The sequence below is a fragment of the Microcoleus sp. w1-18aA5 genome, assembly GCF_036701705.1.
Lineage (GTDB): Bacteria > Cyanobacteriota > Cyanobacteriia > Cyanobacteriales > Microcoleaceae > Microcoleus.
This window is the reverse complement of the sequence record NZ_JAUPTE010000016.1, coordinates 20732-34621: the sequence shown is the minus strand read 5'-3', so window position 1 is coordinate 34621 and position 13890 is coordinate 20732. Positions and strand designations below refer to the sequence as shown.

General features: G+C 48.2%; 9 protein-coding genes. 5 read left to right on the top strand and 4 right to left on the bottom strand.

Annotated features, from left to right (window positions below):
* Positions 1-56 precede the first annotated feature (56 nt).
* From cysT to Q5691_RS08460, 4 genes are all read left to right on the top strand, one after another.
* On the top strand, positions 57-917 hold the full coding sequence (gene cysT / locus Q5691_RS08475) for a sulfate ABC transporter permease subunit CysT (RefSeq protein ID WP_333310642.1): 861 nt from the start codon (positions 57-59) through the stop codon (positions 915-917).
* Positions 907-1785 (top strand): sulfate ABC transporter permease subunit CysW, encoded by an 879-nt coding sequence (gene cysW / locus Q5691_RS08470; protein ID WP_333210548.1) that lies wholly within the window; start codon positions 907-909, stop codon positions 1783-1785. The genes cysT and cysW overlap by 11 nt, the downstream gene beginning before the upstream one ends.
* Positions 1786-1978: 193 nt before the next feature.
* Positions 1979-2338: an NIL domain-containing protein gene (locus Q5691_RS08465; protein ID WP_333210550.1), complete on the top strand. Its 360-nt coding sequence runs from the start codon at positions 1979-1981 to the stop codon at positions 2336-2338.
* Between the two features lie 707 nt (positions 2339-3045).
* The gene (locus Q5691_RS08460; protein WP_333344457.1) at positions 3046-8352 is read left to right on the top strand and encodes a DUF4347 domain-containing protein; all 5307 of its coding nucleotides are present in this window, start codon (positions 3046-3048) and stop codon (positions 8350-8352) included.
* Between the two features lie 143 nt (positions 8353-8495).
* Here Q5691_RS08460 and Q5691_RS08455 read toward each other — a convergent pair whose 3' ends face one another.
* Positions 8496-8876, bottom strand: coding sequence for a cytochrome c (locus Q5691_RS08455; RefSeq protein ID WP_333210554.1), 381 nt, complete (start codon positions 8874-8876; stop codon positions 8496-8498).
* Between the two features lie 180 nt (positions 8877-9056).
* Here Q5691_RS08455 and petG point away from each other — a divergent pair, with 180 nt between their 5' ends.
* On the top strand, positions 9057-9176 hold the full coding sequence (petG, locus tag Q5691_RS08450) for a cytochrome b6-f complex subunit V (RefSeq protein WP_006632329.1): 120 nt from the start codon (positions 9057-9059) through the stop codon (positions 9174-9176).
* Between the two features lie 210 nt (positions 9177-9386).
* Here the strand turns inward: petG and Q5691_RS08445 are convergent, their stop codons facing one another.
* The 3 genes from Q5691_RS08445 to Q5691_RS08435 all read right to left on the bottom strand — a co-directional run bounded on the left by Q5691_RS08445 (position 9387) and on the right by Q5691_RS08435 (position 13776).
* On the bottom strand, positions 9387-10469 hold the full coding sequence (locus Q5691_RS08445; protein ID WP_333344455.1) for a glycosyltransferase family 1 protein: 1083 nt from the start codon (positions 10467-10469) through the stop codon (positions 9387-9389).
* 92 nt (positions 10470-10561) lie between these two features.
* Positions 10562-11632 (bottom strand): glycosyltransferase family 1 protein, encoded by a 1071-nt coding sequence (locus Q5691_RS08440; protein ID WP_333344453.1) that lies wholly within the window; start codon positions 11630-11632, stop codon positions 10562-10564.
* A 14-nt stretch (positions 11633-11646) separates the two neighbouring features.
* Positions 11647-13776: a glycosyltransferase gene (locus Q5691_RS08435; RefSeq protein WP_333210558.1), complete on the bottom strand. Its 2130-nt coding sequence runs from the start codon at positions 13774-13776 to the stop codon at positions 11647-11649.
* Between the last annotated feature and the right edge of the window lie 114 nt (positions 13777-13890).

Here is a 13890-nt window from a genome sequence, read left to right as displayed (position 1 = left end):
TTGGTAAAACCCGCCCCGGAGCGCAATTATTCTTTCCAACTCAAAACTATTGACTTATGGCTGAATCATCTGCAATCAGTAACCCTCAATCTCCGATCGAAAATATCAAAAGGGCGATCGGCAAAATCACATTACCTTGGGGAATCACCCTAGGCTACCTCAGCTTAATGCTATTGCTCCCAGTTGCAGCAATGCTGCTGAAAGCCAGCACAGCCAACCCCGCCGAATTTTGGGCAATTGCCACCAGTCCGATCGCCCTTTCCGCCTACGATGTCACCTTCTTTACGGCATTAATTGCAGCATTAATTAACGGAGTATTCGGCACATTAATTGCCTGGGTATTAGTCCGCTACGACTTTCCCTTAAAACGGATTGTCGATGCAATCGTCGATTTGCCTTTTGCACTGCCCACCTCGGTCGCAGGTTTAACTCTCGCCACTGTTTACAGCGATAACGGCTGGATTGGTTCGCTTTTTGCACCTTTGGGAATCAAGATATCGTTTACTCGATTGGGCGTAGGTATAGCGATGATATTTATTTCTTTGCCATTTATCGTTAGAACCGTACAGCCAGTTTTAAACGAAATGGAAAAAGATATCGAAGAAGCAGCTTGGTGCTTAGGGGCTTCTCAATTTGAAACCTTCTGGCGAGTAGTTTTGCCGCCACTATTTCCGTCTATTTTGACCGGAGTAGCACTTGGCTTTTCGCGAGCGGTTGGCGAGTACGGATCTACTGTAATTGTAGCTTCTAACATACCGTTCAAAGATTTGATCGCGCCAGTTTTAATTTTCCAAAGGTTGGAACAGTACGACTATGCAGGAGCAACAGTTATTGGCACTTTCATGTTAGCTATTTCCCTGGCAATGCTGTTCGCCATAAATCTATTACAAGCATGGAGAAGACGCTATGACGGCTAATATCAATTCACCCGCTGGTTACAAATTTCCGCCCAGTGGTTCTAGCCGGAGTCAGGAAAAAGCTTGGGTAAAACCAACTTTGATCGGAATTGCGATCGGCTATCTCGCTCTGGTCTTATTTATCCCCACTCTCAACGTTTTTTATCAAGCTTTCAGAAAGGGATTTGAGCCATTTTTGTCTAACTTAACTTCGCCGGATTTTCTGCACGCAGCGCAACTTACCCTGGTAATTTCTCTGATAGTTGTGCCTATAAATACAGTATTCGGTTTGTGTGCAGCCTGGGTAATTGGTCGCAATAAATTTCGGGGCCGCACGCTATTAATCAGCCTTTTAGACGTGCCTTTTGCCATCTCTCCCGTAGTTGCAGGTTTAATGATTGTACTGCTTTACGGTCGAGTGGGATGGTTCGGGCCATGGCTGGAGGCGGCCAATATCAGGGTTATTTTTGCCTTCCCTGGAATGGTGCTAGCTACTGCCTTTGTTACCTTGCCTTTTGTGGCGCGCGAAGTGATTCCTGTTTTGGAAGAAGTGGGAACTGATCAAGAAGAGGCGGCGAAAACTTTGGGAGCAAATGACTGGCAAATTTTCTGGAATGTCACGCTTCCGAGTATTCGCTGGGGATTGCTTTACGGAGTAATTTTGACCAATGCTAGAGCAATGGGAGAATTTGGAGCCGTCTCTGTGGTGTCGGGAAATATTGCTAAAAAAACGCAAACTTTGCCTTTGTTTGTAGAGGATGCTTACAAGCAGTACGCGACGCAAGCCGCATTTTCGGCGGCGGTAGTTCTCGGTCTTTTAGCAGTTGTTACCCTCGTGCTTAAGGAGATTTTAGAACGAAAAACTAGGATCAAAGAAGTTGCAGAATAGTCATTAGTCATTAGTCATTAGTCATTAGTCATTAGTCATTAGGGTGCGCGCTGGGAACATCATCCCTCAAACGAGTCATTAGTAAAATGCGGCGCTATCGACAATCTGGTTGGAAGCTCGAAAATCTCACAGCGACCCATTCTACAAGATATTGGTGCAAAGTGTAAACTGAAACAAAAATTAGGAGTCCCAAATGTTAGCTAACAATACTAGCGAATCGGAATTTGAGGCGATCGGCGATTTTCACAGAACCCACGAATCAGATATTCCCCACTCTGATAGTGGTGACAGCAGACCAACTCAAACCCGCATTCGCATTCGTGTTCCTAAAGAATACCATCAGGAACCTGTGATCTCTAACCTGATTTCTGAATACGGTTTGACGGTGAATTTTAATGCCGCTTTGTTGGGTGTTAAAACTTTAGATGATGGTTGGTTTGACTTAGAACTTAACGGTACAAGTAAACAGATTGAAACGGCTCTGATTTATCTCAATGATTTAGATGTGGAAATCTGGAGCAATTCCAATCATCCCGATGAAGAAACTTGGTAATTAGTGAGCCTTGGATGCCCCAAATGGAAGAGGAGTTAATATTCTGGACGGTCACGCCAAATTTTCTTTCCTCTTCCCGACCTATTGAGTATAATAATAGTGTCCATAAATATTAGTCATGAGTCAGGATTTATCAGTCCTATCTATTTTTGTAAAATAACTGTTCTAACTTTTGTAGTGAGGAATGCCAGTCTTCATAAAACTCACAGGACTTGCATTCCTCACTACAAACAAATTTGATGGCGGTTGGTCATTAGCGAAGCCCTCGAAGAGGATCGCACATACCGATAATTAAGCAGCAAACAACTACCAAATAATACTAGCTTACAGCTAATAATCGTGACTGATGACTCTTGATTAACCAATATTGATCGTCATCAGCTAACTATTGGATTGACAATTTTTATAAAATCTGGTGTTTTCTCCATCTCAGGTGTATCAATAAACAGCGCAAGTCTTTTCCAAAATTGTTGTAACAGCCGGAACAATATCCCCCTTTAAGACTTCTCAACAATCAAACTAACTCAGTTAGGGCAGGGGAGCATAGAAAAAGGTTTTTGTCAATATTCAATTTAGGTGAAAGTTAGGGGCGATCCTCTTCGAGGGCTTCGCCAACGACTCTCATTCGCGCTGGAAAAAGATCGATCGCTGCTGCGGTTGGTTTGTGATATGAATTTGATGTGTGCGTGTACCAGGAGAATTTAAACGTGGAACTCTATAAAGAACGGAAACACCAGATAGTTTTTGCAGATTCACAAGTTAAAGATTGCGAAAGTTTAACAGAAACGGTCAATCCCGATACAGAAATTGTTATTCTGAATGCCGATCGCGACGGCATCGAGCAAATCGCCGAAACACTTAAACAGCGGCAAAACATTGCAGCCGTCCACATTTTGTCTCACGGCGCAGCAGCCAGCTTGCAACTGGGGGGTACAGAACTTAATCTCAGCAACATTGAAACCTACCGCAATTATTTAGAAACATGGTTTGCTTTGCCAACAACTGAGGCAAACTCTAACTCTCCAATTACAGCTAAACCCGAAATTCTGCTTTACGGTTGCAACGTCGCCGCCACAGAAGCAGGTGTCGCCTTCGTGGAAAGGCTGAGCCAGCTCACGGGAGCAAATATTGCCGCTTCCCATAACTTGACCGGCAGTGCGGCACTGGGTGGAGACTGGGTGCTGGAAGTGACTACAGGCAAAATAGAAACACCTTTGGCATTTTCGGCAGAGGCGAGGGAAGCTTACAGCGCAGTTTTAGTCGCCACATTTGGGGAACTGCTCACTAAGATAAATGAAGCTAACGCCGATCCCAATTTTAACCAGATCGACATCACCGGGAACATCACCTTAACCGCCACAGAATTTCTGCCCAGAATTTCCACCCCCATCACCTTTACTGGTGGCGGTTTTATCCTAGATCTCAACAATAAGCGGGGCTTCGTTGTAGATGGCGGTACAGTCAGCATCTCCAACCTCACCATTCAAAATGGACAGACACAGGGCGGTTCAGCCACTGCAGGCGGCGGTGGCGGTGGTGCTGCGGGATTAGGCGGTGCGCTATTTATCAACAGCGGTACAGTCACCATTGACAGCGTTACCTTTGCCAACAACCGGGCGATCGGCGGTGCCGGCGCTGCCGGGATCGGCGGTGCCGGTGGCAACAGCGACCTAATTAGCATCTTTACCCCAGGTGTAGGCACAGGAGGCCCCGGTGGCCCCGGCACTCCTCCCACCACAGGCGCTGCAGGCGGTGCAGCTCCCGTCGGAAATACAGGTGGCGCCGGCGGCGCGGGCGGGAGTACCACCTTTGCTACAGGCATTGGGGGCACAGGCGGAACCGGCGGCATCGGCGCTCCCGGTGGCACAGGCGGTGCAGGCGGCGCTGCTCCTGTTGGGGGCACAGGCGGAACCGGCGGTCAAGGCGGTCCCGGCGGCGGGCGAGGTGCAGGTGGCGGTGCAGGTGGTGCCGGCGGTGCGACCAACGGTGCAGGCGGTGCAGGCGGTGCAGGTGGAGAGTTTGGTGGCGGCGGCGGTGCAGGAGGTCTCGGCGTCGCCACCGGCATTAACGGCATCGGCGGTAATGGCGGTACCTTTGGCGGTGGCGGCGGTGCCGGCAGCACCGGTGGTATCGGCGGCGGCTTCGGCGGCAATGGCGGTACCACAGGCGGTGGCGGTGGGGCCGGTCTGGGAGGCGCGATTTTTGTCAACACCGGCACTCTAAACGTGAGCAACAGCACTTTTAGCAGCAGCAGAGCAACGGGAGGCCTTGGTGGCGGTGACGGTGTTGCGGGTCAAGGATTAGGCGGTGCAATTTTTGTACAGACTGGTACTGCCACCTTGACTAACACTACGATCGCCAGTGACCCCGCAGTTGTCGTCCCCCCTTTGCTGAATGCCAGCAATAACGGCGGCGGAATTTTCAACAACGCCGGAACTCTCACCCTCAACAACACCCTCGTTGTTAACAATACCGTCCCAGCCAGTGCCGCCGAAGTTGCTGGAATCTTCACCAACAACACGAGCTTCATCGGCACAGGCGTCGCCGTACCTTGGCTCGGCCCCCTGCAAAATAACGGCGGTCTTACCCAGACTCACGCCTTACTCAGCACTGCCCCCGTAGGCGCAGGAGGCGTTATCAATGCCGGTACTGCCAATGCCCTCACTGCAGACCAGCGGGGTACTCAATTCGGTCAGGCCTATGCCCGCACGGTCAACGGCGCTGTTGACATCGGTGCTTACGAATACGGCCCCACTGTCACGGGTCAGAAATTTAACGACAGCAACGGCAATGGCACTAAAGACGGGACTGATGCCACAGCCACAACTCCAGCGCAAAACTTTGTTATTTATGTAGATGACAACAACAACAATGTGCCGGACGCCACTGAAAAGCAGGCTACCGTCGCCATAGGCGGTACCTACACCCTCCCCGACACCAAGACTAACAGCCCGATTAAGGAAGTCGCAGTAACAGGTTGGCAGCAAACTCTCCCCGCTACAGGCGCAACTCCCTACAGCACAGGTGTTGCTGACGCTACGGGCAGAGACTTCGGCAACTTCCAACTGACATCGATCGCAGGCAAGACCTACACCGATCTCGCGGGCAACGGCTTCACGCCCGATGACACCGTATTAAACGGCATCACCGTTAACTTATACAAAGACACCAACAACAACAACACGCTAGAAGTCGGCACAGATACTGTTGTCGGAACTGCACAAACCACTGCAGGAGCAGGAGATTACACATTCTCGGAGATAGGCCCCGGCAATTACCTGATACAAGCCACTGCCCCAGCCAACTCCAGCATCTCTTTCCCCGCTGCCGCAATTCTCGTTAGTGCCCAAAGCGGTACTCCCGTCACCGGTCAAAACTTCGGCGTTTTCCAAAACATCACCGTTAGCGGCACCAAATTCACCGACCTCACAGGCAACGGCTTCTCTGCTGACGACACCCCCCTCAACGGCACTACCGTTCGCTTGTTTAAGGATACTAACGATAACAGCACTTTAGATAGCGGTGATGCGGAAATTGCCTCTCAAGTTACCGGGACAGCGCCAGCGGCTGCTGGGACATATAGCTTTGCCAACGTCGGCTCCGGTAGGCACTTCGTGAGAGAAGACGTACCGACTGGTTTCTCACAAACCGCCGGCCCGACTTTTTATCCAATTAACCCAGTCAGTGGCACAAACATTACGGCTCAAGACTTCGGCAACTTCCAGTTGGGCAAAATCAGCGGGATTAAATTTAACGATCTCAACAAAAATGGCATCCAAGAAGCGCCAGCAGAAGAACCCCTAGGAGGCTGGACAATCTACCTAGATGCCAACAACAACGGCGTCCAAGACGCAGTAGCAGCCGAAACAGGCACTAACGCCGCCGTCACCGATGTCGCCGGTAAGTACCAGTTCACCAACTTGCCCGCCGGCACTTATACAGTGCGGGAAGTGCCACAAACAGGCTGGACGCAAACTGTACCCCCGGTCAATGCAGCTACGCCTACTCTTCCCGGCGCGTTTACGATCGCCGTCACTAGCGGTACCGACTCCCAAAATAACAACTTCGGCAACTTCAAGCCCAATAGCATCAGCGGTCTGAAGTTCAATGACCTCAACAACAACCGGCTACAAGATACCGGGGAACTAGGGCTTGCCAACTGGCAATTCTTCCTCGATACCAACGATAACGGCACTCTCGACACCGGGGAACCGAACACCATTACCGATGCCGCAGGCACCTACAAATTCCTCGATTTGTCAGCCGGAACCTACAAGGTGCGGGAAGTCTTGCAACCTACTTGGACGCAAACTACCCCCAACCCGGATGACATCACTGTCACCAGCGGTCAAGACATCGCTAATATCAACTTCGGCAACTTCCAGTCGAGCACTATTAGCGGTCAAAAATTCAATGACCTCAACAACAACGGCCTTAAGGATGCCGGAGAATTGGGGCTAGGTAACTGGCAAATATTCCTCGACAGTATCAATCCCGATGGCATCTTTCAGCAGGGCGAACCCACTACCATCACTGATGCAGCGGGCAACTACACTCTCCGAGATATACCCGCAGGTACTTACCAGGTAAGGGAAGTCCAGCAAAATGGCTGGACGCAGACGACCCCCAACCCCGCCCCCGTTACGGTTAATCCCTCTGATAACATCACAGGCATTGACTTCGGCAACTTCCTGCCCCAACCGGGGGCGATCCGAGGTCTGAAGTTCCAAGATACCAACAACAATGCCACTCAGGATGCTGGAGAACCGGGTTTACCCAATTTCCAAATTCAGTTAACCAATGTTGTAGCTGGAACTGCTCCTGCTCCTGTTACCACTACCACAGACAACAGCGGCAACTACCTGTTCGCGAACCTAACGCCGGGAACCTACCGCGTCAGGGAAGTCAACCAACCTGGGTTCACCCAAAGCACACCCGAACCCGCCGACATCACCCTAACTTCAGGCGCTATTGTCAGCGGCATCAACTTCGGCAACTTCCCAGCGCCGACGCCGACGCCGACACCTGAACCGACTCCGACGCCGCCACTGCCACCTACACCGACGCCGACGCCTGCACCTGTAACGACGCCGACGCCTGCACCTGTAACGACGCCGACGCCTGCACCTGTAACGACGCCGACACCTGCACCTGTAACGACGCCGACGCCTGCACCTGTAACGACGCCGACACCTGCACCTGTAACGACGCCGACACCTGCACCTGTAACGACAGATTTGGTTTGCCCTGAGAACTTCCCCAGGATCGCTACTCCCAATCAGCCCGGCACTCCTTCAGCGGGTGTGAGCAACGGCCCTAACGGCGACGATACGATCGTGGGTAGTGTCGGCAGTGACTCTATCTTCGGGTTGGGTGGCAACGATTTGATCTTTGGTCGAGGGGGCGGTGACTATATCAATGGCAATATAGCCAACGATACTATCTACGGAGGCATCGATAACGATACTCTCTTTGGTGGCAAAGGGTTTGACCTGATTTTTGGCGATCGCGGTAACGATACGATTTATGGCAATCGTGGCAACGACTCTCTTTCTGGCGACGAAGGCAATGACATATTGTACGGGGGCAAAGCCGATGACGTAATTTTGGGAGGCGCGGGCGACGACGTGCTATTTGGCGATCAAGGCAATGACACTCTCTGCGGCGGCGAGGGTAACAATACCTTAATTGGCGGCAGCGGCGATGATTTGCTTTTTGCTGACACCGGCGATGACTTGCTCTTTGGCGGCATTGGCAGCGATACCCTCGTCGGCGGCAGTGGCAGTAATGGCTTTGTCTTGTCAGCGGGCGGAGGAATTGACACGATTTTCAACTTCACCGCAGGAGTTGATTCGATCGGGTTGGTGGGAGGCTTGGACTTCAATCAACTGTCATTGACCGAAACTAATGGCTCGACGGCGATCGGAATCGCCAACAGCGACCAGATTTTGGCTATACTGAGGGGCGTACAGCCGAGCCAGTTATCGGCTCAGAGTTTTAACTTGCTGGTTTAGTCCCCACATAAAACTCGGCAGTTGCAACCGATCCTACAATTGCCTCTCGTCCCAACAGAGGGACTACCCGAAAGCAGAGCCTCGAAGCATGGGTTTCGAGGCTCTGCCAAAGAAGGGGAACGAATTCCGTTCCCCTTCTTTTGTCAAATTTGTTCGAGATACTTCAGCAAGTCGGCCATTTCTTGCGGACTCGGTTGAAACTGGGGCATTGGTGGGGTTTGCCCGCTGGTGACTTGCCGGATCAGATCGAATTCAGATTTGCGCTCGGACACTCCGTGCAAGTTGGGCCCGACTTGAGTGTCTGAAACGGATATGTGACACCCCGCACAGTTCATTTGAAAGATGGCGGAACCCTGAAACGGGTTGCCCGTGAGGGATAATACGCTTTTTACGTAAGGATCGGCGACTTGAAATTGACGTATTGTGATAATTGCCAACATGATGGCAAGCAACACCGCTAGCACAAATATGGCAAGTCGCTCGATCGGGTTTTTAATTTCATTCCTGGCAAGTTGGTTATTCAAAGGAGTTCAATTAAAAATAGTATCTACAAGAAAATTTATTTCTCATAACATAGCTTAATCGTTCGCAGCGGGGAGAGCAAGATCTAATACTCCCGGAAGGGGGTTTTTCGGAAAATTCATCTGTGTAAGTGCTGGTAATATTAAAAATAGGTTGTTAAATCTTAACGTTGAGGAGCTCTCATGGTAGAACCGCTACTTTCAGGTATTGTTCTGGGTCTAATCTTTGTTACTCTGGCGGGGCTGTTTTTTGCTGCTTATCAGCAGTACAAGCGCGGCGATCAGTTGGGTATCAATAAGTAAAAGGGGTCTACAGTCCCTAACTCAGGCTGTCAGGGGGAGGGGGAATTGGGAATTGGGAATTGGGAATTGGGCATGGCGCATGGGGCATTGGTCATTAAATCGGCCTACTGACTTCTTCCCTTTTCCCTCTTCCCTCTTCCCTCTTCCTTCTTCTCAACATCCGTTACATCCCTTACATCCGTTACCAAATCCGTTGCCGAACTTCCTTCGTTAAAGATATCGATCGAGAATAGCAGCAGTTTCCAAGCCTGTTTTTTCCCAGCTAAATTGTTTTGCTCTGGCTAAACCGAGCTCCCGCAAGTGCGATCGAACTTTGGCATCGACTGCAAGCTCTTGCATAGCAGAAGCAATTTCCTCGACGCTGTAGGGGTTGACTAATAAGGCGCCGTCCCCCGCCACTTCGGGCATTGAAGACAGGTTAGAGGTGATGACAGGAGTGCCGCAGGCCATTGCTTCGAGCACGGGGAGGCCGAATCCTTCCCAAAGACTGGGGAAAACCAGGGCGATCGCTTGGTTGATGACTTTGAGCAAGTCGGCTGCGGGAATGTAATCTAAGAATTTTACTTGATCGACCAATCCCAATTCTTGAACCTGTGCCTTCAGCAGCGGCGTATAGCGTTTGTCTTCCGAACCTGCTATCCACAATTCGTATTCGGAATTATGATGCAAAGCAGCAAAGGCTGCTACAACTCGCTGCACGTTTTTATAAGGATTGTGGCGACCGATATAAAGAAAATAATTGCTTGTTGGCAAGTCTAAAAAACGGAAAAAACTGGTATCATATCCGGGGAAAATTGGCGTAATTAAATTAGTAGGAATATTGCAAAAATTATTGATATCTTTAGCAGTTGCTTCCGAGTCGCAAATGATGTGTTCAGCCTGCCGCAGCACTTGGGGAATGTAATAGCGGTGGTAAGGCGTCAGAGGATCGAAGCGGCGGGGAAATCGCAGCGCTATCAAGTCATGTACTGTAATTATATAGCGGCAACCTGCAAATAAAGGAGCTTCGGGAATTGGGGAAAATAACAGGTTTGATTTTAGCTGTTTGTAAATTTTGGGGAGTTGGGTTTGTGTCCACAGCAATCGGTTGATGTGTCCTTTGGTTCCTTGTTCTGGTGTGAGGTTTGGGGGGATTTGGTAGCAATTACTATTGGGGAATTTTTCGGCTGTTAGTAATGTTGGATTGAGGGATTTTAGATGGGGAAATAGGTTTTTGGCGTAGATGGCTAAGCCGGTTGGTTTGGAAATTAGGAAGGAAAGGTTGATTAGTAAGTTAGATTGGGGATTGGGCATGGGATAATATGTAGATTGCGGTTTTTGGTGGGATTTTTTTAACCGCAGAGGGCGCAGAGGACGCAGAGAGGAGAAAGGAAGAGAGGGAAGATTTAAAGATATTGTTGTAAGATGTTGGCGGTTGCTGTTCCGGTTTTGTGCCAGCTAAATTGAGATGATCTGGCTAAACTAGCAGTTTTTAAGTTCGATCGCACTTTTGAATCTGTTGCTAGTGTTTGCATGGCTTCGGCTATTTCTCCGACGCTGTAAGGATTGACTAATAATGCGGCATCTCCGGCTACTTCTGGCATTGATGACAGGTTGGATGTGATGACGGGTGTGCCGCAAGCCATTGCTTCTAAAATTGGCAAGCCGAATCCTTCCCACAGTGTAGGAAAAACTAGGGCGATCGCCTGATTCATCAATACGGGCAATTGAGAATAGGGAACGTAACCGAGAAACTTTACCAAAGATTGTAAACCTAATTGTTCCACTTGTGCTGTCAACTGCGGTGTGTAGGCATTGGGAGGCCCTGCTAGCCACAATTCGTAGTTTGTGCGATCGGGCAAACTCGCAAATGCAGCAATTAATCTCTCCAAGTTTTTGTAAAGATCGTGTCTACCCGTATAAAGAAAATAATTTTTGGTTGGCAAGTCGAGATATCTAAAATTAATATTATCGCAAGCTAGGGGAATGGCGGTCATCTTTTTAGGAAGAATTTGGAAAAAGTTAGTAACATCTGCCGCTGTTGCTTGAGAATCGCAAATAATGTGTTCTGCTTGCCGCAAAACCTGCGGTATGTAGTAGCGAAAATAAGCTGTTAATCGAGAAAACCGTCGGGGAAATCGCAAAGGAATTAAATCGTGAACTGTGACAATGTAGCGACAGCCGGAATACAAAGGTGCTTCGGGAATAGGGGAAAATATCAGGCTTGACTGCAATTTTTTGTAAATTTTAGGTAAGTCAAATTGAGTCCACAGCAGCCTGTTAATTTGTCCTTTCGGGCCGCGATTCGGTGTCAGACTTTCGGGAATTTGGTGGCAAGTATAATGGTTAATTTGCTGGGAAGTCAGTAATGTTGGTTTTAGCTTTTGCAGTTGCGGGAAAAGATTAGCTGCATAAGTTCCGATTCCCGTTGGTTCAGGACTTAAGAAGGATAAATTGATTAAAAGTGGGTTAGACACGCTTGAATTAGCCTTTAAGTTCGATCGAGCATTTGAGCTATATCGGCAGGATTTGGCAGCCGAATTGTAGCATACTCTTGATGAATAATATCAAAAAAACTATTGACTTTTTTTTCAAAATGTGAAAGTCTAAAGTTCTGACTGCGTTGCTGTGCACCAGCTTGAAGTTCTGCTAGCAAATCAGGATTAACAATTAGTTGATGTGAATGCTGACAAAGTTCCTCAATGGTATTGAACACAAAGCCCGATCGCCCATGTTCCACAATTTCCGGTTGGCCACCGCCGTTGAAAACAATCGGAGCACAACTGTTGTGCATTGCTTCCACAGTCGCCATCCCGAAATGCTCAAATCTTTGAGGATTGACTTCACCCAAACCGCAGCCGTGCCAAAATATGCTTGCTCTAGCATAAAGCGATTTTACCTCATCGAAGTCAACATTGACTTTTAGCTCGATCGCCCTTGAATCTTGCTTCAATAAATTCTGAACAGTCTTTAAATAAGGATTTTTCGGAATGCTGCTGCCAACCAAAATTAGTCGCCATCCTTGAAAATCTTCGGGATAATCTGCTAGCAAACTACGGAAAGCTTTAATTAGTTCAATTTGCTTTTTTGTTCCCCCAGCTTCAAACTGTCCCACAGCTAAAATGATGTTTTCTTTCGGCACTTTAACTGTTGCCATTTCCACGGGCGGATAAAGCAGAAAAGTGGGCTGTAGGTTCCAGCGTTTCTCCAACCACTTGACGGTAAACTGACTGTTGGCAATAATGAAAGTGTAATCATCAACAGCAAAGTGACGGTTGCGGAAGGTATTGGGAAAGTGGCAGAAAAATACTGAGATCGGCGACAGTGGTTTTACTTTTTCCAGTTGGTTCGCATTGATAAAAATATCGTAGTTTTTGCTTTCTCTGGCAATTTCATCAAAGGGATTTTCCATATCTTCCACGATGATGCTGGAATCGATGCACTGCATTCCGCGTTTCTCGTAAAACGCCAAGGGCATAATTTTAATTTTGCATCCTGAAAGGTTGAGTCCGTACCAGGATTCTAAGTCGGAAACAGCAACTGGTTTGTTGGCGATAAAAGTAATGTCAAATTCATTTTGTAGCAGCGAGGCGAGGGTAGCCACGTATTTTTGGCCGCCACCAATAAAATGCAGTCCGTGATCGTAAATGGCGATCGACATTTTGCGATCCCCCCGAACCACCTGCAATCGAGACAAAATGCGATCGATCTTCAGGCGACTGTAAATCACCGCCAACTTTTCCGACAACTGCGGCAATACAGTTTCAATGATTTCTGGTTTCTGATAATCAAGCAGCTTTTTAATCGCTACAAACAAACTCTCGAACAGCAAATCGTACTGCTTGTTAGTGAAAAAATCCGAAGTATGAATTCCTTTGACTAATTGCAAAGGTTCATGTTTTGCCAAATACAAAAACCGATTGCGGTTGCAGAAATACTCGGTAAGTTTGCTGCCTTTACTCGAACCTCTATATTCGTGATGGGCGATAGCGGCGGGAGTATAAAGCATTTTCCAACCGCGTTTGTGGCAGCGTTTTGCAAACTCTACATCCTCAAAATACATCACAAAATCTTCATCTATCGGCCCCACATCTTCGAGACATTTCCTGCGGAAAAGCACCGCCGCCCAACAAAGCCCTTCGACTTCCCGTTCTGTATCGTACTGTCCCGCATCTTTTTCGCCAAAGCCGACATCTTGCCAATAAAAATTAGGTAATTGCTGAATACCAGCGCTGTTAATTCGCCCGTCTTTAAACAACAATTTGCCGCTAGCCGCACCTAATTCTTTATTAGTTTCTAGCCGTTTTACAAGAATCTCTAACCAGCGACTGTCAAGGGTAGCATCGTTATTTAGAAAGCCGATATATTGCCCTTTTGCTTCGCTGATGCCGAGGTTGAGGGCTTTCGCAAAGTTGTTGGCAGTATTGACAAAAACCCGAACTTTGGGAAAGAGTTCGCGCAGGGAATTAACGGAATCGTCTTTAGAGCAATTATCAATTACAATTAAATCTAGTTGCTGTTCGGGATACGCAAGTTTTTGTAGAGATTTTAAGCAATCTTTCGTGTGGCGCAGACCGTTATAGTTGACGATAATTAACGAACATATGGGCAGTGCAGTCATTCGATTTTAGATTTTAGATTTTAGATTTTAGATTGAGTAATTGAAGGATTGAAGAATTTTAGATTTTCGATTTGGAATTGAAGAATTGAAGAATTTTAGATTGAAAAATTGAAT